Consider the following 23,022-nt stretch of genomic DNA (forward strand, 5'->3'; position numbering starts at 1 on the left):
AACTATGTGGATAACGGGGGCCGTGCGAGACTCACCCCTCCACGCGATCGATCAGCTGAGGTAGGACGTTGTCACAGGACGAAGAGCTCGCCCGGGTCTGGGGCCACGTCGTGGCGACCCTCGAGGCGAGTCCCGACATCACGCCGCGGCAGATCGCGTTCGTCCGGCTCGCCCGTCCGCTCGGCCTGCTGGACGGCACGCTCCTGCTCGCGGTGGGCAACGACCTGACCAAGGACTACCTCGAGACGCGCGTGCGCGCCGAGGTCACCGAGGCGCTCAGCGACGCGCTCGACCGTGAGGCGCGCTTCGCGATCACCGTGGACCCGGAGGTCGCGACCGACACCACGCCCGCCCTGCGGGTCGTGCCCCCGGCCCCGCCCGCGACCGACCTGCGCCCCGGCGACGACGACGACGTGCCCGAGCGCCCCGACCTGTCGGTCGTGCACGGCGACGACCAGCGCGGCCGGCAGGACGGGCGGCGCGACCCCGCGGTCGACGACCGTCCCCTCCCGCCCGGACGCAAGCAGGCCGCGGAGCCGGCGCGGCTGAACCCGAAGTACCAGTTCGAGACGTTCGTCATCGGCTCGTCCAACCGGTTCGCGCACGCGGCCGCGGTCGCGGTCGCCGAGGCGCCGGCGAAGGCGTACAACCCGCTGTTCATCTACGGCGACTCAGGTCTGGGCAAGACGCACCTGCTGCACGCCATCGGGCACTACGCGTACAACCTCTACCCGGGCGTGCGGGTGCGGTACGTGAACTCGGAGGAGTTCACGAACGACTTCATCAACTCGATCTCCGAGGGCAAGGCCGGCGCTTTCCAGCGGCGTTACCGCGAGGTCGACGTCCTCCTCATCGACGACATCCAGTTCCTGCAGGGCAAGGAACAGACGATGGAGGAGTTCTTCCACACGTTCAACACGCTGCACAACGCGAACAAGCAGGTCGTGATCACGTCCGACCTGCCGCCCAAGCAGCTGAACGGCTTCGAGGACCGTATGCGGTCGCGGTTCGAGTGGGGACTGATCACCGACGTGCAGCCGCCGGACCTGGAGACGCGCATCGCGATCCTGCGCAAGAAGGCGGGCAGCGAGCGGCTGCAGGCACCGCCGGACGTGCTGGAGTACATCGCGAGCAAGATCTCGACGAACATCCGCGAGCTCGAGGGCGCGCTGATCCGGGTGACGGCGTTCGCGAACCTCAACCGTCAGCAGGTCGACCTGTCGCTCGCCGAGATCGTGCTGAAGGACCTCATCACCGACGAGCAGACGGCGGAGATCACGGCGACGCAGGTGATCGGGCAGACGGCGGCGTACTTCGGGCTGTCGATCGACGACCTGTGCGGGTCGAGCCGCTCGCGCGTGCTGGTGACGGCGCGGCAGATCGCGATGTACCTGTGCCGCGAGCTGACGGACCTGTCGCTGCCGAAGATCGGCCAGGCGTTCGGGGGGCGTGACCACACGACGGTCATGCACGCGAACCGCAAGATCCGCGAGCTCATGGCGGAGCGCCGGTCGATCTACAACCAGGTGACCGAGCTGACGAACCGGATCAAGCAGCAGAGTCGCGGCTGATCCTGTCCTGCTTGTCCGCTGGATGGCGGATTCCTCCTCACGGTTTTCCACAGTTTCCACAGGTGGCCTGGGGATGTTTGTGACGTCGTTCACTCGAATGGCCCAGGCGGTCTCGCGAGCCGGTGGCAAAGCGTCCTGACCTGCGGCTCCGCGTCGACGCACGATTCGACGCCAGCCCCGGACGCGTCGGCGTCGATGAGACGCCTCTCATCCTCGAATCGATCCGACGCGCTCTTGCGCAACCCTCACGCGGTCCGTGAAGCATGCATGGGACGAATGTGCACACCTGTGCACACACCTGTGGACGACGGTGGACGACACGCCGGGACGCTGTGGAGAACAGGCCCGCCGACCGTGGACGGCGCAGGAGGTCCTCGGAGCCGTCCACCGTCGTCCACGGGGACCCCGTCACGCCACGCACAGCACATCCACACCGCCATCGGCCCCTGACCTGCACAGACGGTCGTGATCCACACTGTGCACAGCACCGATGACGACGACGACACTTCTCTGTCTGAGGGATCCACACACCGTCGAGACGGCGGAACGGAGGCGGCCCGGCCCACCCGGCGCCCGCCGTGCGACGACTCCGGGACGCCCGGGCGCCAGAGCCGCAGGAGAGGCGTCACGACGGTCGTCCACCGACCTCGCCGTCCGTGTACCGAGCGTGGGACCTCTCGCGTAGTGTTCGCGTGATGCCAGGACCGAGGCGAGGACCGGGCGCGCGCACAGTCGCGTCCTTCCGCCGCCGGCGCACCGCGCACTCGTCGCCGCAGGTGGCCGGACGAGCCGGTCCTCGGGCAGCACTCGAACGACGAAGAGGTGACACATGAGGTTCCGGGTCGACCGTGACGTCCTCGCCGACGCGGTCACATGGACGGCTCGCAGCCTTCCCACCCGCCCGCCGGTCCCGGTGCTCGCCGGGGTGCGGATCGAGGCGGACTCGACCGGCACCATCCAGCTGTCGAGCTTCGACTACGAGGTCTCGGCGCGCTCCCAGATCCCGGCGGACGTCGCCGAGCCGGGCACGGTGCTGGTCTCCGGGCGGCTGCTGGCGGAGATCTCCCGCGCGCTGCCGGACAAGCCCGTCGACGTCGTGCTCGACGGAACCAAGGTCGTCGTCACGTGCGGCGCGAGCCGCTTCACGCTCCTGACCATGCCGGTCGAGGACTACCCGAGCCTGCCCGTGATGCCCGCGACGGCCGGCACCGTCGACGGTGACGAGCTCACGCACGCGGTCGCGCAGGTGTCCGTCGCCGCGAGCCGCGACGACACGCTCCCCCTGCTGACCGGCGTCCGCGTCGAGATCGAGGGCGAGAAGGTCACGCTGCTCGCCACCGACCGCTACCGGCTCGCGCTGCGCGAGCTCACGTGGAAGCCGTCGGCGCCGGACATCTCCACGGTCGCGCTCGTGCGCGCCCGCACGCTGTCCGACGCGGCCAAGTCGCTCGGCAGCGCCGGGTCCGTGACGGTCGCGCTGTCGACGGGCGCGGGCGTCGACCTCATCGGCTTCGAGGCGGGCGGCCGCCAGACGACGAGCCTGCTGGTCGACGGCGACTACCCGGCCGTGCGCCGGCTGTTCCCCGACGAGACGCCGATCCACGCGATCGTCTCCACGCACGCGCTGGCCGAGGCCGCGAAGCGCGTCGCCCTCGTCGCCGAGCGCAACACGCCGATCCGGCTCGCGTTCACGCAGGGCCAGGTCGTCCTCGACGCCGGCCAGGGCGACGACGCGCAGGCCTCCGAGGCGCTCGAGGCGACGCTCGTCGGCGACGACATCACGGTCGCGTTCAACCCGCAGTTCCTGCTCGACGGCCTGGGCGCGCTGGACACGACGTTCGTGCGGCTGTCCTTCACCCACCCGAACAAGCCGGTGGAGTTCACCGGCCAGGAGTCGCTCGAGGGGGACGACAAGCAGGAGTACCGCTACCTGCTCGTCCCCATCCGCTTCGCGAGCTGATCCGGCTCGACGCGGCGCCGCGCGCACCGGTGCGGCAGAGTGACCGGTGCACCCCGGTCACGACGAGAGCCGGGCGCGTCCCGGGGAGAGTGAGGGGCCATGCACGTCGGTCTGGTGGGTCTGGGCAAGATGGGCGCCAACATGCGCGAGCGCATCCGCGCGGCGGGCATCGAGGTCACCGGGTACGACCGCAACCCCGACGTCACGGACGTGCCGAGCCTCGAGGCGCTGGTCGAGGCCCTGCCGGCCGGTGAGCGGGTCGTGTGGGTGATGGTGCCGTCGGGCGCGATCACCGACGGCGTCATCCGCGAGCTCGCGGGGCTGCTGGGCGAGGGCGACGTGGTGATCGACGGCGGGAACTCGTACTACCAGGACGACCAGCCACATGCGGACCTGCTGGCGGAGCGTGGCGTGGGCTTCCTGGACGTGGGTGTCTCGGGTGGCGTGTGGGGCCTGAAGAACGGCTACGGCCTCATGGTCGGCGGCGACGCGGCGCTCGTGGAGCGCGTCCTGCCGGTGTTCGACGCCCTGCGGCCCGAGGGGCCCCGCGAGGAGGGCTTCGTGCACGCGGGCTCGGTCGGCGCGGGGCACTACGCGAAGATGGTCCACAACGGCATCGAGTACGGGCTCATGCAGGCGTACGCCGAGGGCTACGAGCTGCTGGCCGCGAAGGACCTGGTCACGGACGTGCACGGCACGTTCAAGGCGTGGCAGCGCGGCACGGTCGTGCGGTCCTGGCTGCTCGACCTGCTGGTCGAGGCCCTCGAGCAGGACCCGGCGTTCGGCGAGATCGACGACTGGGTCGAGGACTCCGGCGAGGGCCGGTGGACCGTCGACGAGGCGATCGAGCTCGCGGTGCCGGCGCCGGTGATCTCGGCGGCCCTGTTCGCGCGGTTCGCGTCGCGCCAGGAGGAGTCGCCCGCCATGAAGGCCGTGGCGGCGCTGCGCCAGCAGTTCGGCGGCCACGCCGTGAAGCCCGCCGGGACGACCGGCCCGGTCACGAGCACGACGCCCGTCCCCGACGCCGCGGTCCCGCCCTCGGCCTGAGGCGGACCCGGTCCGGGAGCGGGTCGCACGACGCCGCACCCCGGCCGTACGCCCCCCGCGCCCGCCTGCCGCACGTTCGCCACCACACCGCCCACCGCGAAGAGACCTGATGTACGTCGCCCACCTGTCGCTCACGGACTTCCGCTCCTACGCGCAGGTCGAGCTGCCCCTGGACCCGGGCATCACCGCGCTGGTCGGGCCGAACGGGCAGGGCAAGACGAACCTCGTCGAGGCGGTCGGCTACGTCGCGACGCTCGGGAGCCACCGGGTCCCGTCGGACGCGGCGCTGGTGCGGGCCGGGGCGAGCCGCGCGGTCGTGCGGACACGGGTCGTCCGTGAGCTCGAGCCGGGGCGGCCCCGCACCACGCTCGTGGAGGTCGAGGTCACGCCCGGCAAGGCGAACCGGGCACGCGTCAACGGCGGTTCGCCGGGCCGGGCGCGTGACGTCCTCGGCATCCTGCGCACGGTGCTGTTCGCGCCCGAGGACCTGGCGCTCGTCAAGGGGGACCCGGACGGCCGCCGGCGGTTCCTGGACGACCTGCTCGTCCAGCTGGTTCCGCGCTACGCAGGCACGGTGCAGGACTACGAGCGCGTGCTCCGGCAGCGGTCCGCGCTGCTCAAGACGGCGGGCGCGGCGATGCGCGGCGGCCGCGGCGCGGCGGACCTGCGGACGCTCGACGTGTGGGACGCCAAGCTCGCGCAGACGGGCGCGGAGCTGGTCGTCGCCCGGCGCGCGCTCGTCGCTGCCCTCGCGCCGCAGGTCACGAGCGCGTACGAGCAGGTCAGCTCCGGTCAGGGCGAGGCCGTCCTGACGTACCGGGCGTCCCTGGACGCCGCGCTGGCGGACGCGGCGGCGGCCGACCCGCAGGCTGCGCCCGGCGACGTGCCTGCGTCGCCGCGGCTCGTCGAGACGCAGCTGCTCGAGGCGATGGGGCGCCTGCGGCAGAAGGAGGTCGAGCGCGGCGTCTGCCTCGTCGGCCCGCACCGCGACGACCTGGTCCTCACGCTGGGCGGGCTGCCGGCGAAGGGGTACGCGAGCCACGGCGAGTCGTGGTCGTTCGCGCTCGCGCTGCGCCTCGCGTCGTACGCGCTGCTCTCGGGTGCGGCCGGCCGGCCGGGCGACGGGACGGGCGACGGCGGGGCGGACCCGACCGCCGAGCTGCTGGCCCGGGGGGCGGACTGGGGCCCGGACGCGGAGCCGGTGCTCGTCCTCGACGACGTCTTCGCGGAGCTCGACACGCGGCGGCGCGACCGCCTGGCGGAGCTCGTCGCCCCGGCGCGGCAGGTCCTCATCACGGCGGCGGTCGCGCAGGACGTGCCCGAGCCGCTCGCGGGCGCGCGCGTCGACGTCCTGGGTGGTGAGGTGGCGCGTGTCCTCTGACCGTGAGCCCGACGACGGTGCCCTGCTCCCCCCGGTGCGGCGGCCCCCCGTCGACGGCGTCCCGCTGCGGCAGGTCGTCGACCTGCTGCCGGAGCGCCAGGTCGCGGTGGCGGCGCTGAACCGCGCGAAGGAGGCGGCCCGCGCGCGCGGACTACGGCCGGGCGACGCGCCACGCCGCCGGGCGCTCGTCGACGCGCACCCCGGCACGGCCGGTCCCGGCGCGCGCGACCCGCAGGCGGTCGCGGACACCCTCGGGGCGCTGGTCGGGCAGTTCGGCTGGGGCTCGGGGCTGGTGTCGGGCACGGTGCAGCACCGGTGGGCGGAGCTGGTCGGGGCCGAGGTCGCGGAGCACTGCGCGTACGTGTCGCTCGAGGCGGGCGTGCTGACGGTGCAGGCGAGCTCGACGAGCTGGGCGACGAACCTGACGTGGGCGGTGCCGACGATGCTGCGCCGCTTCGCGGAGGAGCTGGGCGAGGGGGTCGTCACGCAGATCACCGTCCTGGGTCCGGCGGGGCCGGGTTTCGGACGCGGTCGCAAGCGGGTCGTGGGCCGGGGACCGCGCGACACGTTCGGGTGAGCCGGGACCTGGGCGAGGCGTCGAGGGACTCGTCGGGCGCACCGGGCCCTGTCGCCCCGGTTCGAGGCCGGGGGACGGGTAGACTGTGGACGTCATTCTGGCGCGATTGCGCCGGTATCAGAGCCGAGAACTCCAGTCTCCTGGGGTGATCCGCCCTCCGAGGTCCTTGGCGGGGCGCTCTGTCGCGTGTGAGAGCTTGAGGAGTACATCCGCCCGTGGCCGACGAGAGCACGACCCCGCCCAGCACCCCGAACGGCGCCGGCGGGTACGACGCCAGCGCGATCACGGTCCTGGAAGGCCTCGAGGCCGTGCGCAAGCGGCCCGGCATGTACATCGGCTCGACCGGTGAGCGCGGCCTGCACCACCTCGTCTACGAGGTCGTCGACAACTCCGTCGACGAGGCCCTCGCGGGGTACTGCGACACCATCGAGGTGACGCTCCTCGCGGACGGCGGCGTGCGCGTCGCCGACAACGGGCGCGGCATCCCCGTCGAGATGCACCCGACGGAGGGCAAGCCGACCCTCGAGGTCGTCATGACGATCCTGCACGCGGGAGGCAAGTTCGGCGGCGCGGGCTACGCGGTGTCCGGCGGCCTGCACGGCGTCGGCATCTCGGTCGTCAACGCGCTGAGCAGCCGCGTCGAGTCGGTCGTCAAGCGCGACGGCTACACGTGGCAGATGGACTTCGAGGACGGCGGCAAGCCGGTCGGGTCGATCCGCCAGGGCGAGGCGACGCAGGAGACGGGCACGAGCCAGACGTTCTGGGCCGACTCGACGATCTTCGAGACGATCGACTACGACTTCGAGACGCTGCGCTCGCGCTTCCAGCAGACGGCCTTCCTCAACAAGGGCCTGCGGATCACGCTCACCGACGAGCGCCCGCAGCACACCGGCACCGAGGACGAGGTCACGGACGCGGACCGCACGGTCGACGGCGACGAGCCGGTCGACACCCCGCAGCACCGCACGGTCAGCTACAAGTACGACGGCGGCCTCGTCGACTACGTGACGCACCTGAACGCGGCCAAGAAGGTCGAGCTCGTGCACCCCGAGGTCATCGAGATCACCGCGGAGGACACGGACCGCCGGATCTCGGTCGACATCGCGCTGCAGTGGACGAGCGCGTACAGCGAGTCGGTGCACACGTTCGCGAACACGATCTCGACGACCGAGGGCGGCACGCACGAGGAGGGCTTCCGGGCGGCGATGACGTCGCTCATCAACCGGTACGCCAAGGACAAGAACCTCCTCAAGGAGAAGGACGACAACCTCACGGGCGACGACATCCGCGAGGGCCTGACGGCCGTCATCTCCGTGAAGCTCGGTGAGCCGCAGTTCGAGGGCCAGACGAAGACGAAGCTCGGCAACACCGAGGCGAAGACGTTCGTGCAGAAGGTCGTCAACGAGCGGCTCGCGGACTGGCTGGACTCGCACCCGAACGAGGCGCGTGACGTCATCCGCAAGTCGATCCAGGCGGCGGCGGCCCGCATGGCGGCCCGCAAGGCGCGCGAGGCGACGCGGCGCAAGGGCCTGCTGGAGTCGGGCGGCATGCCCGGCAAGCTCAAGGACTGCCAGAGCAACAACCCCGCCGAGTGCGAGGTGTTCATCGTCGAGGGCGACTCGGCCGGCGGCTCTGCGGTGCGCGGCCGCAACCCGCGGACGCAGGCGATCCTGCCGATCCGCGGCAAGATCCTCAACGTCGAGCGTGCCCGTCTGGACCGAGCCCTGGGCAACCAGGAGGTGCAGGCGCTCATCACGGCGTTCGGCACGGGCATCGGCGAGGACTTCGACCTGGCGAAGCTGCGGTACCACAAGATCGTGCTCATGGCCGATGCCGACGTCGACGGCAAGCACATCTGCACGCTGCTGCTGACGCTGCTGTTCCGCTACATGCCGGAGCTCATCACGCAGGGCCACGTGTACCTCGCGCAGCCGCCGCTGTACCGGATCAAGTGGTCGAACGCGGACCACGACTACGTGTACTCCGACCGCGAGCGTGATGCGTACATCAAGGAGGGGCAGGCCAACGGCAAGCGGCTCCCCAAGGACAACGCGATCCAGCGGTACAAGGGTCTGGGCGAGATGGACTACTCGGAGCTGTGGGAGACGACCATGTCGCCCGAGCACCGCACGCTGCTGCAGGTCTCGCTCGACGAGGCGGCCGCGGCGGACGAGATCTTCTCGGTGCTCATGGGTGAGGACGTCGAGTCCCGCCGCTCGTTCATCCAGCGGAACGCCAAGGACGTGCGCTTCCTCGACATCTGACCCGGCGCGGCGCCCCGCCGGGCGCGCGCCCCACGTCCTCCCCCGAAGCACCAGCGAAGGAACCTCGTGACCGAGACCCCGGACCAGATCGAGCACGGCCGCATCGAGCAGGTCGACCTGCAGCTCGAGATGCAGCGGTCGTACCTCGACTACGCGATGTCCGTCATCGTCGGGCGTGCGCTGCCCGACGTGCGCGACGGCCTCAAGCCGGTCCACCGGCGCGTGCTGTACGCGATGTACGACGGCGGGTACCGCCCCGACCGGCAGTTCTCCAAGTGCAGCCGCGTCGTCGGCGACGTCATGGGCAAGTACCACCCCCACGGCGACTCGGCGATCTACGACGCCCTGGTCCGCCTCGTGCAGGACTGGTCTCTGCGCTACCCGCTGGTCGCCGGCCAGGGGAACTTCGGCTCCCCCGGCGACGACCCGGCCGCGGCCCCGCGGTACACCGAGTGCAAGATGGCCCCCCTCTCGATGGAGATGGTGCGGGACATCGACGAGGACACGGTCGACTTCGGCGACAACTACGACGGCCGCACGCAGGAGCCGCTGGTCCTGCCCGCACGCTTCCCGAACCTGCTGGTCAACGGCTCGGCGGGCATCGCGGTCGGCATGGCGACGAACATCCCGCCGCACAACCTGCGCGAGGTCGCCGACGGCGTCCAGTGGTACCTGGACCACCCGGAGGCGACGAAGGAGGAGCTGCTCGCGGCGCTCCTGACCCGCATCAAGGGCCCGGACTTCCCGACGGGCGCGACGATCCTCGGCCACCGTGGCATCGACGAGGCGTACCGCACGGGACGCGGCTCGATCACGATGCGCGCGGTGGTCAACGTCGAGGAGATCCAGGGCCGGATCTGCCTCGTCGTCACCGAGCTGCCGTACCAGGTGAACCCCGACACGCTCGCGAAGAAGATCGCGGACCTCGTCAAGGAGAACCGGGTCACGGGCATCGCGGACATCCGCGACGAGACCTCGGGCCGCACGGGCCAGCGCCTCGTGATCGTGCTCAAGCGTGACGCCGTAGCGAAGGTCGTGCTCAACAACCTGTACAAGCACACGCAGCTGCAGGACACGTTCGGTGCGAACATGCTGGCGCTCGTCGACGGCGTGCCGCGCACGCTCAGCATCGACGCGTTCGTGCGGCACTGGACCGCGCACCAGCTCGAGGTCATCCAGCGCCGCACCCGCTACCGGCTCCGCAAGGCCGAGGAGCAGATCCACATCTACCGCGGCTACCTCAAGGCGCTCGACGCGCTCGACGAGGTCATCGCGCTCATCCGCCGCTCCCCCGACGCCGACGAGGCGCGCACGGGCCTGATGGAGCTGCTCGGGGTCGACGAGGTCCAGGCGAACGCGATCCTCAACCTGCAGCTGCGCCGCCTGGCCGCGCTGCAGCGCCAGGAGATCACGCAGCGGCACGACGAGCTGCAGGCGCAGATCGTGGAGTTCAACGCGATCCTCGCGTCCGACGAGCGGCAGCGCACGATCGTGAGCGACGAGCTGCGCGAGATCGTCGACAAGTACGGCGACGAGCGCCGCACGACGATCCTGCCGTTCGACGGCGAGGTGTCCGTCGAGGACCTCATCGCCGAGGAGGAGATGGTCGTCACCATCACCCGCGGCGGCTACGCGAAGCGCACGCGCTCGGACAACTACCGGGCACAGCGTCGCGGCGGCAAGGGCGTGCGGGGCGCGCAGCTGCGCGAGGACGACATCGTCGACCACTTCTTCGTCACGACGACGCACCACTGGCTGCTGTTCTTCACGAACCTCGGCCGCGTCTACCGCGCGAAGGCGTACGAGCTGCCCGAGGGCGGACGGGACGCCAAGGGCCAGCACGTCGCGAACCTGCTGGCGTTCCAGCCGGGCGAGACGATCGCGCAGGTCCTGGACGTGCGGAACTACGAGCAGGCGGAGCACCTGGTGCTCGCGACGCAGCGCGGCCTCGTGAAGAAGACGCGCCTGACGGAGTACGACTCGAACCGCTCGGGCGGCGTCATCGCGATCAACCTGCGCGAGGACGAGGAGGGCCGGCCCGACGAGCTCGTGAGCGCCCGCCTCGTGAACTCCGACCAGGACCTCATCCTCGTGTCCCGCAAGGGCCAGTCGGTGCGCTTCACGGCGTCCGACGAGTCCCTGCGGCCGATGGGCCGCGCGACGTCCGGCGTCACCGGCATGAAGTTCCGCGGCGACGACGAGCTGCTCGCGATGGACGTCGTCCGCGAGGACGCGTTCCTGTTCACCGTCACCGAGGGCGGAATCGCGAAGCGCACCGCGCTGACCGTCGAGAACTACCGGCAGCAGGGCCGCGGCGGTCTCGGCATCAAGGTCGCCAACCTCCCGGAGGCGAACGGCGACCTCGTGGGTGCGCTCGTGACCGACGCCGACGACGAGGTGCTCGTCATCATGGAGCGCGGCAAGATCGTGCGCTCCGCGACCACCGAGGTGAACGCCACGGGCCGCACCACGCAGGGCGTCATCTTCGCCAAGCCCGACAACGGCGACCGGATCATCGCGGTCGCACGCAACACTGAGCGACACCTCGGTGAGGATGCCGGTACCGTGGGCGGCGAGAACGGCCAGGGAACCGACCTACCGGACGCCTCGGGGGCTCCCGCGGCGGACGGCACGAGCGCTGAGCAGGCCGTCGCCGACCAGTCCTCGGAGGACGCATGACCGATCCGACGCCGCCCACGATCCCGCCGCGGCTGAAGCCGACCACCCCGACGACCGCACGGCCGTCGGCGAGCGGCAACGGGTCGTCGGGCGCCCGGAACGGCAGCGGCAGGACGGAGACGGCTCCCCCGCGCGGTCCCGCCCCGACCGCGTCGGAGCCGCGACGTGACGCGACGGACCGCCCGGAGGCGCCGGTGCGCGTCTCGACCGGCGTGCCGCGCTCGACGGACGAGCAGGAGCCGCCGTCGCCCCTCATGGTCGCGGTCGACACCGCGACCGTGTGGTTCAAGAAGGCGGCGGGGGCGACCAGCTCTGCGCTCGCCTCGGTCACCCGACCCCGAACCGAGGACCCGACCATGACGAGCCCGGCCTCCGCCCCCGCGGCCACCGCCACCCGCCCCCCGAGCCGTCCCGCGACGGGCGCGACGCCGCTCGCCCGGCCGGCGACCGGCCGCATCCCGACCGTGGGCGGACCGCGCCGCGTGCGGCTCGCGATCTCGCGGGTCGACCCCTGGTCGGTCATGAAGTTGTCGTTCCTGCTCTCCGTCGCGATCGGCATCATGATCGTCGTGGCCGCGGCCGTGATCTGGCTGACCCTCGACGGCCTGCACGTCTTCGCGAAGATCGACGACCTGGTCACGCAGATCACGGGCTCCGAGGGCAACGTCAACATCCTCGAGTTCGTCGAGTTCCGGCGGGTCGTGTCCGGTGCGACGCTCATCGCGGTCGTCGACGTGTTCCTCATGACGGCGCTCGCGACGATCGGGGCGTTCCTGTACAACATCGTGGCGGCGCTGGTCGGCGGCGTGCACGTCACCATGACGGACGAGTGAGCCGGCGGACCACGACCGCCGGTTTGGGCGCGGCACCCCCGCTGGGGTAGTCTCGTCCGGCGCGCAGCGCACGTGTTCGCACGTGCGTCAGCAGCACGGGCCTATAGCTCAGACGGTTAGAGCGCTTCCCTGATAAGGAAGAGGTCACAGGTTCAAGTCCTGTTAGGCCCACTCCCGACCCGTGGGGGACCCCGATGAAGAAGCTCCTGCTCCTGGTGGCGGTCGCCGCCGTGGGTTACGTCGTCTGGCAGAAGTACCAGCAGGACCAGGACGAGCGGGACCTGTGGTCCGAGGTCACCGACACCTTCGAGTGACCGTCTCCCCCACCTGAGCGCCGCGGTGCGGCCTCGCCCGGGGCCATGGCGCAATTGGTAGCGCACCTGCTTTGCAAGCAGGGGGTTAGGGGTTCGAGTCCCCTTGGCTCCACCACTGCACGCATCCGACCTGCGAGTACGCCCTGCCCGGAAGACCGGGTGGGGCGTCGTCGATTTCCGTGACCCAGCGTGGGCCGCAGAGCCGTGGGATCCCCGCCGCTCCCCGTCGCGGCAAGCTGTGGGCTTCGGCGTGCTGGGGCGCGCCTCGTCGGTCAGTCGAGGGTGAGGTAGCCGCGGACGGGGGCGAGGCCCTCGATGGTCACGTCCGGGCGCAGGTGGTCCGGGCGGGCGTCCCAGGCGTCACGCGTGAGGAGGAAGCGGCGCGTCGTGGCGGTCTCGCCGAGGCGGACCGTGCGCTCCAGGCCGTTGTCGGTGTAGCCGATGCGGCGCGAGACGCCGGTCGACGGGCCGTTGTCGGTGAACGCGCCGCTCGTGGCCTGCTCGGCGTCGAGGCCCTCGAACAGCAGGTGCAGCATCATGAGCCGCATGCGGGTGCCGACGCCGGCACCCTGGAAGCGCCGGCCGAGCCACGAGCCCGTCTCGGCGGTGCGCAGCACGGGGAACTCCTTGGCGTAGGCGCCCTGGATGCCGAGGACCTGGCCGTCACGGACGACGGCGAGCTCGACGCGCCAGTCGTCGGGCTTCGTCTCGGCGCGCATGCGCCACTGGTACTGCAGGACGCTGCGGCCGACCTCGACGTGCGTGCCGCGCGTCCACGGCACCGTGAACGGCATGAAGTCCTCGTCGTGCACGCCCTCGGCGGCGGTCAGCGCGAGCTGCTCGGCGACCGTGTCGTCGATGTAGCGGAGCTCGAGGTCGCCGCTGGTGACGCGGAGCCCGGCGAAGGGCCACAGGTCGACGAGGGTGGTCGGGCGCGTCTCGGTCTCCGGCATGCGCGCAGCCTGGTCGCCGGGGCGGTCGCCGGGCAAGGGAGATAGCGACGTCACCAGGCGTCGCCGCCGCGCGCGCGGGCGGTGATGCCGGCGAGCACGTCGGCGGAGTAGACGGGCTGGGGGGCGTGCGTGACGGGACCGTCGTCGAGGGTGGTCCAGCGCCAGTGCGGGGTGACGCGGGCGGTGGTGCCCTCCTCGGCGAGCCGCAGGTCGAGAAGAACGCCGTAGCGGTACCCGAAGCGGCGCTGCACGGCGTGCGCGGTGTCGACATCGAGCGAGCCCGGGGCGCCGGACGCGTCGGCGCTCAGCTCGACGAGCAGGAGGTTGTGCTCGGGACCCAGGCGGCCGCGGCGGTGCACGATGAGGTGCGGCGGGCGGGACGTGCCCTCGTCCAGCCGCACGGACGACTCGAGGACCATGCCCGACCGGTCGTACTCCGCGTCGACGTCCCAGGTGCGCTCGATCATGCCGCGCAGGGCCCAGCCGAGGTGGAACGAGATGGTGCGCGGGCTGGGGCGGCTCGTCCCGGAGGACGGCGCGAACAGCGTCCACTGGTCGACGAGCGTGTTCGTCAGCGCGATGCGGACGCGGGACTGCAGGTCGGCGAGCAGCATGGGCGGACGCTACTGCCCGGTTCGTGCGTTCTCCCGGGACCACGGGCCCGGGACGCCTGCGGGGCGCCGCGCGTGCGGAGCCGGGTGCGGCGTCGTCGAGCGTCCCGACCTGCGGCTCGACGACGACGTGGACCCGGCCGTGCCACCGGGTCCACGTCGCCAGGGCTCACCGTTCGGTGAGCGTGTAGTCGGTCTTCGTCTGCTTCACGTAGACCTGCGCGCCGTACGCGGGCCACCCGCCGCCCGCCGCGAACGCCTCGCCGATCGCGGTCGCGAGCTGCTGGTAGAACTTCGGCTCGTTGCCCTCGTAGCCGCCGTCGCGGTGCGGGTCGGGGTCGAGCTTGTACGTGCGCTCGCCCTGGCCGGCGGTCCAGATGCGGATCGCGCGCGTGCCGGTGCGGATCTCCGCGTAGGAGAAGACGACGCCGCCGACGTCGACGCTCGGTGCTCCGTTCATGATGGCTCCTCAGGGGATGGGGTGGACGTGGGCAGCGACGGATGCCGCGGCCCTGGCGCTGAGCTGGTCGCGCAGCGCCGGGGTGAGGACCGCCGGGTTGGCGGTCAGGGTGGCGGTGTGGACGGTCATGGACGACGGCTGCGTGAGAGCGGCCCACGGGAACCCGGCCGCGGGCACGACGGGCCGGAACCCGACGTGCACGAGCCCGAGCGTGAGGCCGCCCTCGCCGGTCGCCTGGACGACGAACACCTGGCGGCCGTCCTGCGCGCACGCGCTGAGCGCGTCGAACCCGGCGACGGCACCCGCGTTCGCGTGGTGCACGGCGGTGAGCGCGTCGTGCACGACCGTGCCCGGGCCGTGCGGCGCCGCGAACGCTGCGGGCACCTGGTGCCGTGCCACCGTCGACGTCAGTGCCGACGACGCGGACGCCGTCCAGCCCATCTGCGTGAACCCGGTGACGACCGCCTCGAGCACGGTCGCCGTCGTCGCCGGGCTTCCCGCCAGGGCGGGCACCACGGTGAGCAGCAGGCAGTCGCGCACGAGGTCCTGGTCGCCGGCCGCGACCGACGGCTCGATGCCGACGAGCACGCCGCTGACCTCGATGAACGTCGTCATCCCAGGTCCGGGAGGTTCGCGATGTACGACGCGGCGTGGCTCGCGATCTTCTGCTGCACGGACGCGCGGACGCCCGCGTAGACGGCGTCGTTGAGCGACAGCTGCGTCGAGCCGTTCTTGATGTGCACGGACGTCGCCGAGTACGACATCCACAGGAACTTCGTGGACGTCTCGGTGCCGCTGAACGTGAACGCGCCGACCTGCAGGGCGACGGAACCGTTCGTCTCGTTGGCGAGGCCGACGGCGAACGTCCCGGCGTTGTTGCTCGTCGAGCTCGACGAGTAGATCGACCACGGCGCGCCCCCGGAGTCGGCCGACCCCTGCAGCGCCTTGACGGCCGCCTCGACGATGCCGAGCTCGGCCGGCGCGAGGATCGCGCCGAGGATCTCGAGGACGACCTGGTCGATCTGCACGGTCGCGGTGCTCGCCGTGTAGTCGCCGAACGAGATGTTCTGACCGGTGTAGCCGATCTGCTGCAGGAACGTCTGGACGTAGGTGTAGTACCCGATCGGGTCCGCGGTCGGGTCGTGGCCCTCCTTCACGGCCATGAGCTGCGCGAGGGCCAGGGAGTTGTTCAGGTCGTCCTTGTGCTGCGCCGAGACGTACGCGGTGAACGACGTCAGCGAGTTGCCGACGACGGTCGCGCTCTCGGTGCCGTCCTGCTGGGCGGCGGCCGCGGCGGGTGCGGTGGGCTGCACGGCGCCGAGCAGCGTGCCCTGCGGCGGAAGCGAGGACAGGTCGACGGCCGCGACGGACGCGGCGGCGAGGTCGGATGCGACGGACATGGTGCCTCCTGCGGTGGTGGGCCGGCGGTGGTGCCGGTCGACCCCATGCCAGCGCGCACCCCGCCTCCGGCCCGCCCCGCCGACGCGACCGCGCGGTGCGCGGGCGTGACGTCGTGCGTGCGCACCGTGACGTCGCCGCCTCCCGTCCGTCGCGTGCCGTGACCCGTTCGTGTCCTGCGCGAGCGCGCACGTCGCGCGCGGCTACGTTGGCGGCACGCGACTCACGCGGGGGGCGAGGGGAGTCGGATGAGCCACGTGCTCCAGCTGCTGGGACCGGTGCGGCTGCGCACGGACGGACGACGGGTCCCCCTCCCCCACGCGTGCGCGCGGCTGACGGCCGCGCTCGCCCTCGTCGGGCCGCTCTCCCGCGAGCAGGCGGCGGCGCTGCTGTGGCCGGACGCGCCGACCGGCAGGGCCCTGTCCAACCTCCGCACGGCCCTGTCACGCCTGCGCCGCCTCACCCCGGGGCTGGTCGACGCGCGCGGGACGGTGCTCGCGCTCGCGGACGACGTCACGGTCGACACCGACCGGATGCTGGCGTGGGTCAACGCGACGATCTACGACGACGCGCCCCCGAACGACCCGGCGGGCCCGCCGCGGGAGGTCGGCCGGGAGCTGCTCGCGGGCTGGGACGAGGAGTGGGTGCGGGACCACCGGGACCGCTGGCAGGTGCTCGTCAGCCAGGCGTTGGAGAGCGCCGCGACGCGGCTGCTGGCGCAGGGTCGTCCGGCGGCGGCGCTGCCGTACGGGTTGGCGGCGGTCGCGGCGGAGCCGTGGTCCGAGTCCGCGAACCGGGTGCTCATCGAGATCCACGCGCGACGGGGCGACGGCGCGGGGGCGCTGCGGCAGTTCGAGCGGCTCAGCCGGGTGCTGCGGGCCGAGCTCGGGGTGCAGCCGGCTCCGGACATCGTGGCGCTCATCCGCCAGCTCTACCCGTTCGGCGTCGGGCGCACGGGGCAGCGGACGGCGTAGCGGGACCTGGTGCGCGACGGGACGGGGCTCCGCGGACGGCGTCCCCCGTGACGGTGACGTGTCGCATCCGCGGTGGATCGCCGTTCCGTGTGTCGGCGGCGCGGTCTAGGTTGGACGGCTGTGACACCTGTCATCGCGGCCCACGGGCTCACCAAGCGCTTCGGCGAGCTCGTCGCCGTCGACGGCATCGACTTCGAGGTCGCCCCGGGCGAGTCGTTCGGCCTGCTCGGCCCGAACGGCGCCGGCAAGTCGACGACCATGCGGATGGTCGGCGCGGTGTCGACGCGATCGGGCGGCGAGCTGCGCGTCCTCGACCTCGACCCCGAGACGCACGGCCCGGAGATCCGCTCGCAGCTCGGCGTCGTGCCGCAGGAGGACAACCTCGACACCGAGCTGACCGTCCGCGACAACCTGCTCGTCTACGGCCGCTACTTCGGCCTCCCCCGCCGCGTGTGCGCCGAGCGTGCCGACGAGCTGCTGGAGTTCGCGCAGCTCACGGAGAAGGCCAAGGTCAAGACGGACGACCTGTCGGGCGGCATGAAGCGGCGCCTGACGATCGCCCGTGCGCTCATCAACGACCCGCGGATCCTCATGCTCGACGAGCCGACGACGGGCCTCGACCCGCAGGCCCGGCACGTCCTGTGGGACCGGTTGTTCCGGCTCAAGGAGCGCGGCACGACGCTCGTCGTCACGACGCACTACATGGACGAGGCCGAGCAGCTGTGCGACCGGCTGGTCGTCGTCGACCACGGCCGGATCATGGCCGAGGGCAGCCCGGCGGAGCTGATCCGCCGCTACTCGACGCGCGAGGTCGTCGAGCTGCGGTTCGGCTCGTCGCGCAACGCGGAGGCGGCGGAGCGCATGGCGGGCGTGACCGAGCGCGTCGAGGTGCTCCCGGACCGGGTGCTGCTGTACGCGGACGACGGCGAGGCGGTCGTCGAGAAGGTCCTGGCCCTCGGGCTCGAGCCGACGACGAGCCTCGTGCGCCGCTCCAGCCTCGAGGACGTGTTCCTCCGGCTGACCGGACGGAGCCTGATCGAGTGACGACGACGAGCGCACCGAGCCCCGCCGCGCAGCGCGCGCTGGCTGCGGCGGCCCTCCCCCGCCGGCTCGGCTGGTGGTACGTCGCCGAGGCGCAGCTGCGCAGCATGAAGGCGTACGGCTGGACGATCGTGGCGAGCGGCGTGGGCCAGCCCCTGCTGTACCTGCTGGGCATCGGCCTGGGTCTCGCGGCGTTCCTCGACGTGTCGATCGGGCAGGGGCCCGACGGCCCGGTCGACTACGTGACGTTCGTGGCCCCGGCGCTGCTCGTGACGGCTGCGGTCGGCGTCGCGATGGACGAGTTCACGTACGCGGTGATGTCGGGGTTCAAGTGGCGGCGCCTGTACTGGGGGCCGAACGCCACGCCGATCTCGCCGGCGCAGCTCGCGACGGGCGTCGTCGTGGCGTGCGTGGGCCGGATGCTGTTCACGACCGTCGCGTACTACGTGCTCATGGTCGCGTTCGGGGCCGTCGGGGACCCGCTCGCCGGGTTGGCGATCCCGCTCGTCGGCGTGCTCGCCGGGCTCGCGTTCGGGCTGCCGGTCATGGCGTTCTCCGCGTCGCTCAAGGACGACCGGGGGCAGATCGCGCTCGTGCAGCGGTTCGTCTTCACGCCGCTCTTCCTGTTCTCCGGCACGTTCTACCCGCTCACGACCGTGCCGGTCGCGCTGCAGTGGATCGGGTGGGTGTCGCCGGTCTGGCACGCGTCCGAGGTGGGCCGCTCGCTGAGCTACGGGTCGCCCCCCGGTGCCTGGCCCGTCGGGGTGCACCTCGCGGTCCTGCTGGTCATGGCGGGGGCGGGCGCGGTCGTCGCCGGGCGCATCTTCACGAGGAGGCTGCGCGGATGACGACGACGACCACGACGGCCGCCCCCCGCTGGCTGACCACGGGCGGGGTGCGTGCGCTGTCGTCCGGGAACGCCGGTGCGGTGGTCGAGCGCGGGCTGCGCGCGACGCGGTCCGGCAACTGGGTGATCGTGCTGTCCGGGTTCTTCGAGCCGGTGTTCTACCTGCTGGCGATGGGCTACGGGCTCGGCACGTACATCGGCGACGTCGAGCTCGGCACGGGCGAGGCCGTCTCGTACGCCGCGTTCGTCGCGCCTGCGCTGCTGGCCGTCTCGGCGATGAACGGAGCGGTCTACGACTCGACGTGGAACGTCTTCTTCAAGATGCACTTCGGCAAGCTGTACGACGCGATGCTCACGACGTCGATGGGCCCGCTCGACGTCGCGCTCGGCGAGATCGCGTACGCGCTGCTCCGCGGGGGCGTCTACGCGTTCGGCTTCCTCACGGTCATGCAGGTCATGGGCCTCAACCTGGCGTGGACGGCCGTGCTCGCCGTGCCCGCGGTCCTGCTCATCGCGTTCGGCTTCGCGGCCGTCGGCATGGCCGTCACGAGCTACATGAAGACCTTCCAGCAGATGGACTGGATCAACTTCGTCCTGCTGCCGATGTTCCTGTTCTCGGCCACGTTCTACCCGCTGTCGGTGTACCCCGAGGCGGTGCAGTGGTTCATCAAGGCGATGCCGCTGTGGCACGGCGTCGAGCTGATCCGCGGCCTGACGACGGGTGCCCTCTCCCCCGCGATGTGGTCGCACGTCGGCTACTTCGTCGGGATGATCGCGCTGGGCGTGACGTTCACGACGACCCGGCTGCGCGCCCTGTTCCTGCGCTGAGACCGGTCAGACGAACGGGCCCCCGACGCCAGGTGGCGCCGGGGGCCCGTCGACCGTGAGGCGGTCGCCCTGAGATCAGCGGCTCAGCCGCAGACCTCACCGTTCACGGTGAACGACGCCGGGTTCGTGTTGGTCCCGGGGTGGGACCCGTTGAACCCGATGTCGGTGCTCTGGCCCGGCTGCAGGGTGGCGTTCCACGACAGGCCGGTCGCGGTGACCGTCGTCCCGGTCTGCGACCACGTGGCGCTCCAGCCCTGCGTGACCTGCTGGCCAGAGGGGAAGGCGAACCCGAGGGTCCAGGTCAGCGGCGTGGTGCCCGTGTTGGTGATCTTCACCGACCCCGTGAAGCCGACGTTCCAGCTGTTCGTCGAGTACACGACCGTGCACGACGGGGTGCTCGTCACCGGCAGGGTCGTGAACGTCACCGGGCTGCTCACCGCGGAGACGTTCCCCGCGCCGTCCTTGGCCCGCACCACGTAGCTGTACGCGGTGGCCGGCGTGAGGCCGGCGAGGGCGACGGTCGCCGTCGTGGGCGAGGCGACGAGGGTCTGCGTCGTCCCGCTGACCCGGAGCACCTCGTAGCCGGCCAGCCCGCTGCCGCCGCTGTCGGTCGACGCGGTCCACGTGAGCGTGGCGCCCGTCGTGGCGACGTTCGACGCGACCGGCGTGCCGGGGACGGTCGGTGCGACGGTGTCGACCGGCGGTGCGGCCGTCGTGAACGTGACCGGCGCCGAGAGGGCCGAGACGTCACCTGCGACGTTCTTCGCCCGCACCGCGTAGGTGTACGCCGTGCTCGGGGTCAGGCCGGACAGCGTCACGGTCGGGACGGTCGTCTGCGCGACCACCGTCGTCGTCGTGCCCTGGACGCGCAGCACGTCGTAGCCGCTCACCGCCGGGTCGCCGGTCGACGGCGCCCACGCGAGCGTCGCACCCGTCGACGTGACCGCGGACGCCACGGGCGTGCCCGGGGTCGTCGGCGGCTCGGTCTCCCCGGTCGTGTCGGTCGTGAAGGTGACGGCGGCGGACGCGGCGGACACGTTGCCGGCGACGTCCTTGGCCTTGACGACGTAGGAGTACGCCGTGCCCGGGGTGAGGTCGCGCAGGATGTACGCCGCGGCGGTCGTCGTCCCGACGAGCGTCTGCGTCGTGCCCTGCACCCGGTACAGCTCGTACCCGGCGACGCCCGACCCGGCGTCGGTGGACGCGGCCCACGACAGCGACGCGCCGACGGTCGTGACGCCGGTGGCGACGGGCGTGCCCGGCGTCGTCGGCGGGGTGGTGTCCGTCGTCGTCCCGGTCGGCTCCTTGCCCCAGACGAGCGTGCTGCCGTCGTAGAGCGTGATCGCGGACGCCTTGGCGAGCGCGGTCTGCGTCAGGCCCGTGTACGACGGGTCGTTCGCGGGGTTCCACCCGGCGGGGCCGGTGAGCCGGAACTGGATCTCGCGGCGGTGCTGCGACTGGCCGCCGGGGTGGATGTCCTGGCCGACGCACGAGAGCTCGACGTAGCCGAGCGTGCCGCCCGCGCTGACGCCCTTGCCGGACTGCGCGCCGCACTCGCTGTAGTTGGCGGAGAGCGTGACGTCGGAGGCCGCGAAGCCGTCGGTCGTGAACCAGTACCGGACCTTGGCGTTCTTCAGCGACCGCGCCGGGAACGCCGACTGGTTGCGGATCATGGCCTTGACCTCGGTGAACGTGCCGCTGGGCGGCTGGTTGAGCATCGCCTCGACGAACAGCTGGTCGCCGTCGGGCTGCTCGGGCGTCGGGAACGACGCGAGCGGCGTGCCGCCGTACTCCTCGACGAGCCGAGCGAGGGCGCTGGTGAAGCCCGCGTTGTAGTCGGTCGCGACCTCGTTGGCGACGTAGTCCTGCCGGCTGTCGGTGTAGGCGTCGTTGGGCGAGCCGGGACCGCCGACGAGGGCGCCGTACAGGACGTGCCGCGACTGCGCGGGCGTCGTGATCGAGTCGAGCCACGACCCGTGCGCGGTGCGGTGGTGGGGCGCGGTCGGCGGGTTCGCGCCGAAGCCGACGACGTACGACGACGACCGCGGGTTGTCGCCGAGCGCGTAGTTGATCTGCCGCACGCCGAAGTCGTGGTACCGGGCCTTGCGGGTCGCGTCGGTCATCCAGTCGGAGTAGACGAGCGCGACGAACGAGGTGTTGGCGGCGTACCGCAGCGCACCCCACGAGTCGAGGACGGCCTGGCCTCCCGGCGAGTACGGCACCTTCTGGCCGTTGACGCCGACGGTCCAGTAGTCGAGCCAGCGGTTCGCGTCGTCGACGTACTTCTGCTTGCCGGTCTCCATCGCGAGCAGCGCGTACGTGCCGAACTGCTTGTTGTCCCACGCGATCGTCCACTTGTAGGAGCGCGTGGTGCTCTGGTTCTCCGTGCCGAGCTTGTCGTACTCGGCCTCGGCCTTGGCGAGGTACGTCGCGTCACCGGTGGCCTTGTAGAGCCAGTACGCGCCCCAGACGAGCTCGTCCTGGTAGCCGGACCAGGACTTGTAGTACGCCGAGGCGGCCGTGACGCAGTCGGAGTACGCGCCGCGGTAGGTGTCCGCGAACGTGTAGAGCTGCTTGGCGTGCGACACGAGGGTCGCCGCGTAGGCCGGGTCGTCGCCCTTGAGGACGATCGCCGACGACGCCAGCGCGGCGGCCGTCTCCGCGGCCACGTCCGAGCCGGGGCAGGACGCGCTGATCTTGTGCGACGGCCGCGCCATGGTCATGACCTCGGCGGGTCCCCACCACTTGTGGTCCGCCTCGCCGTCGCCGACCTGCACGTACAGCTCGTTCGGGGCAGTGTGCGCCTTGACGAAGTAGTCGCTGACGAACCGCAGGTTGTCCTTGAGCTCGTCGAGCGAGCCGGCCTTCGAGTAGCCCGTGGGGCTCTCGATCGCGCCCCACGCGAGCATCGTGGCGCTGAACGCCATCGGGAAGCCGAACTTCACGTGGTCGCCGGCGTCGTACCAGCCGCCGGTGAGGTCCTTGCCGACGTCGGCGCCGTCGGTCAGGCCGGAGTCGCCGCGCCAGGAGACCGGGAAGTCGGCGGGCAGGTCGCCGGAGCGCTGCGCCTGGTAGAAGAACATCGACTTCTGCAGGGCCTCGGCGTAGTTGTAGGTGGGCGCGGCGGCCGCGCCGGTCGCGAGCGGGGCGACGAGCACCCCGACGGCGACGGCGAGGGCGGAGCCACCCGCGACGAGCGTGCGTGGGACTTGGCGGAGCATGGGGTCCTCTTCCGGGCACGGGAGTGGTGGTCGGCGACCCCGTGCTGTCCGCAGTCGCACCCG

General features: G+C 71.8%; 19 protein-coding genes and 2 tRNA genes. 15 read left to right on the forward strand and 6 right to left on the reverse strand.

Annotation, left to right across the window (positions count from 1 at the left end; translation table 11 throughout):
- Positions 1-68: 68 nt before the first annotated feature.
- The 11 genes from dnaA to CELF_RS00050 all read left to right on the forward strand — a co-directional run bounded on the left by dnaA (position 69) and on the right by CELF_RS00050 (position 12,741).
- Positions 69-1,571 (forward strand): chromosomal replication initiator protein DnaA, encoded by a 1,503-nt coding sequence (gene dnaA / locus CELF_RS00005; protein ID WP_013769183.1) that lies wholly within the window; start codon positions 69-71, stop codon positions 1,569-1,571.
- Between the two features lie 829 nt (positions 1,572-2,400).
- On the forward strand, positions 2,401-3,531 hold the full coding sequence (gene dnaN, locus CELF_RS00010; protein ID WP_013769184.1) for a DNA polymerase III subunit beta: 1,131 nt from the start codon (positions 2,401-2,403) through the stop codon (positions 3,529-3,531).
- Between the two features lie 99 nt (positions 3,532-3,630).
- The gene (gene gnd / locus CELF_RS00015) at positions 3,631-4,578 is read left to right on the forward strand and encodes a phosphogluconate dehydrogenase (NAD(+)-dependent, decarboxylating) (protein ID WP_013769185.1); all 948 of its coding nucleotides are present in this window, start codon (positions 3,631-3,633) and stop codon (positions 4,576-4,578) included.
- A 109-nt stretch (positions 4,579-4,687) separates the two neighbouring features.
- The gene (recF, locus tag CELF_RS00020) at positions 4,688-5,959 is read left to right on the forward strand and encodes a DNA replication/repair protein RecF (RefSeq protein WP_013769186.1); all 1,272 of its coding nucleotides are present in this window, start codon (positions 4,688-4,690) and stop codon (positions 5,957-5,959) included.
- Entirely contained in the window at positions 5,949-6,536 is a 588-nt protein-coding gene (locus CELF_RS00025) for a DciA family protein (protein WP_013769187.1), read from the forward strand. Before recF ends, CELF_RS00025 begins: the two co-directional genes overlap by 11 nt.
- 215 nt (positions 6,537-6,751) lie before the next feature.
- A complete protein-coding gene (gyrB, locus tag CELF_RS00030) occupies positions 6,752-8,800 on the forward strand; it encodes a DNA topoisomerase (ATP-hydrolyzing) subunit B (RefSeq protein WP_013769188.1) in 2,049 nt (682 codons plus the stop codon).
- A gap of 66 nt (positions 8,801-8,866) precedes the next feature.
- Complete coding sequence (gyrA, locus tag CELF_RS00035) at positions 8,867-11,479, forward strand: DNA gyrase subunit A (RefSeq protein WP_013769189.1); 2,613 nt, start codon at positions 8,867-8,869, stop codon at positions 11,477-11,479.
- The gene (locus CELF_RS00040; RefSeq protein ID WP_013769190.1) at positions 11,476-12,312 is read left to right on the forward strand and encodes a DUF3566 domain-containing protein; all 837 of its coding nucleotides are present in this window, start codon (positions 11,476-11,478) and stop codon (positions 12,310-12,312) included. Before gyrA ends, CELF_RS00040 begins: the two co-directional genes overlap by 4 nt.
- A 97-nt stretch (positions 12,313-12,409) precedes the next feature.
- A tRNA-Ile gene (locus CELF_RS00045) sits at positions 12,410-12,483 on the forward strand.
- A gap of 23 nt (positions 12,484-12,506) precedes the next feature.
- Positions 12,507-12,626, forward strand: a complete 120-nt coding sequence (locus CELF_RS20845; RefSeq protein WP_013769191.1) for a DLW-39 family protein — start codon at positions 12,507-12,509, stop codon at positions 12,624-12,626.
- A 39-nt stretch (positions 12,627-12,665) separates the two neighbouring features.
- Positions 12,666-12,741 (forward strand) — tRNA-Ala (locus CELF_RS00050).
- Between the two features lie 157 nt (positions 12,742-12,898).
- Here CELF_RS00050 and CELF_RS00055 read toward each other — a convergent pair.
- The 5 genes from CELF_RS00055 to CELF_RS00075 form a co-directional block, all read right to left on the reverse strand.
- Positions 12,899-13,579 carry a GNAT family N-acetyltransferase gene (locus tag CELF_RS00055; RefSeq protein ID WP_013769192.1) on the reverse strand — a complete coding sequence of 227 codons (681 nt, stop codon included), beginning with the start codon at positions 13,577-13,579 and terminating at the stop codon, positions 12,899-12,901.
- 50 nt (positions 13,580-13,629) lie between these two features.
- Positions 13,630-14,193, reverse strand: coding sequence for a hypothetical protein (locus CELF_RS00060; protein WP_013769193.1), 564 nt, complete (start codon positions 14,191-14,193; stop codon positions 13,630-13,632).
- A 166-nt stretch (positions 14,194-14,359) separates the two neighbouring features.
- Positions 14,360-14,650, reverse strand: a complete 291-nt coding sequence (locus CELF_RS00065; protein ID WP_013769194.1) for a hypothetical protein — start codon at positions 14,648-14,650, stop codon at positions 14,360-14,362.
- A gap of 9 nt (positions 14,651-14,659) precedes the next feature.
- Positions 14,660-15,265: a hypothetical protein gene (locus CELF_RS00070; RefSeq protein ID WP_013769195.1), complete on the reverse strand. Its 606-nt coding sequence runs from the start codon at positions 15,263-15,265 to the stop codon at positions 14,660-14,662.
- Positions 15,262-16,050 (reverse strand): hypothetical protein, encoded by a 789-nt coding sequence (locus CELF_RS00075; RefSeq protein ID WP_013769196.1) that lies wholly within the window; start codon positions 16,048-16,050, stop codon positions 15,262-15,264. The genes CELF_RS00070 and CELF_RS00075 overlap by 4 nt, the downstream gene beginning before the upstream one ends.
- A gap of 246 nt (positions 16,051-16,296) precedes the next feature.
- Between CELF_RS00075 and CELF_RS00080 the strand changes: the two genes are divergently transcribed.
- The 4 genes from CELF_RS00080 to CELF_RS00095 all read left to right on the forward strand — a co-directional run bounded on the left by CELF_RS00080 (position 16,297) and on the right by CELF_RS00095 (position 19,738).
- Complete coding sequence (locus CELF_RS00080; protein WP_013769197.1) at positions 16,297-17,022, forward strand: AfsR/SARP family transcriptional regulator; 726 nt, start codon at positions 16,297-16,299, stop codon at positions 17,020-17,022.
- Between the two features lie 120 nt (positions 17,023-17,142).
- Positions 17,143-18,066 carry an ABC transporter ATP-binding protein gene (locus CELF_RS00085; RefSeq protein ID WP_013769198.1) on the forward strand — a complete coding sequence of 308 codons (924 nt, stop codon included), beginning with the start codon at positions 17,143-17,145 and terminating at the stop codon, positions 18,064-18,066.
- A complete protein-coding gene (locus CELF_RS00090; protein ID WP_013769199.1) occupies positions 18,063-18,911 on the forward strand; it encodes an ABC transporter permease in 849 nt (282 codons plus the stop codon). Before CELF_RS00085 ends, CELF_RS00090 begins: the two co-directional genes overlap by 4 nt.
- A complete protein-coding gene (locus CELF_RS00095) occupies positions 18,908-19,738 on the forward strand; it encodes an ABC transporter permease (protein WP_013769200.1) in 831 nt (276 codons plus the stop codon). Before CELF_RS00090 ends, CELF_RS00095 begins: the two co-directional genes overlap by 4 nt.
- 83 nt (positions 19,739-19,821) lie before the next feature.
- On the opposite strand, the gene CELF_RS00100 is transcribed toward CELF_RS00095, so the two are convergent.
- Positions 19,822-22,959, reverse strand: coding sequence for a glycoside hydrolase family 9 protein (locus CELF_RS00100; RefSeq protein WP_013769201.1), 3,138 nt, complete (start codon positions 22,957-22,959; stop codon positions 19,822-19,824).
- Between the last annotated feature and the right edge of the window lie 63 nt (positions 22,960-23,022).

The organism is Cellulomonas fimi ATCC 484, assembly GCF_000212695.1.
Lineage (GTDB): Bacteria > Actinomycetota > Actinomycetes > Actinomycetales > Cellulomonadaceae > Cellulomonas > Cellulomonas fimi.

Excerpts from the sequence above, each read along its gene's own strand:
- dnaN (WP_013769184.1), top strand. The coding sequence starts at position 2,401 with ATGAGGTTCCGGGTCGACCGTGACGTCCTCGCCGACGCGGTCACATGG.
- gnd (WP_013769185.1), top strand. The coding sequence starts at position 3,631 with ATGCACGTCGGTCTGGTGGGTCTGGGCAAGATGGGCGCCAACATGCGC.
- recF (WP_013769186.1), top strand. The coding sequence starts at position 4,688 with ATGTACGTCGCCCACCTGTCGCTCACGGACTTCCGCTCCTACGCGCAG.
- CELF_RS00040 (WP_013769190.1), top strand. The coding sequence starts at position 11,476 with ATGACCGATCCGACGCCGCCCACGATCCCGCCGCGGCTGAAGCCGACC.
- CELF_RS20845 (WP_013769191.1), top strand. The coding sequence starts at position 12,507 with ATGAAGAAGCTCCTGCTCCTGGTGGCGGTCGCCGCCGTGGGTTACGTC.
- CELF_RS00055 (WP_013769192.1), bottom strand. The coding sequence starts at position 13,579 with ATGCCGGAGACCGAGACGCGCCCGACCACCCTCGTCGACCTGTGGCCC.
- CELF_RS00060 (WP_013769193.1), bottom strand. The coding sequence starts at position 14,193 with ATGCTGCTCGCCGACCTGCAGTCCCGCGTCCGCATCGCGCTGACGAAC.
- CELF_RS00065 (WP_013769194.1), bottom strand. The coding sequence starts at position 14,650 with ATGAACGGAGCACCGAGCGTCGACGTCGGCGGCGTCGTCTTCTCCTAC.
- CELF_RS00070 (WP_013769195.1), bottom strand. The coding sequence starts at position 15,265 with ATGACGACGTTCATCGAGGTCAGCGGCGTGCTCGTCGGCATCGAGCCG.
- CELF_RS00075 (WP_013769196.1), bottom strand. The coding sequence starts at position 16,050 with ATGTCCGTCGCATCCGACCTCGCCGCCGCGTCCGTCGCGGCCGTCGAC.
- CELF_RS00080 (WP_013769197.1), top strand. The coding sequence starts at position 16,297 with ATGAGCCACGTGCTCCAGCTGCTGGGACCGGTGCGGCTGCGCACGGAC.
- CELF_RS00095 (WP_013769200.1), top strand. The coding sequence starts at position 18,908 with ATGACGACGACGACCACGACGGCCGCCCCCCGCTGGCTGACCACGGGC.
- CELF_RS00100 (WP_013769201.1), bottom strand. The coding sequence starts at position 22,959 with ATGCTCCGCCAAGTCCCACGCACGCTCGTCGCGGGTGGCTCCGCCCTC.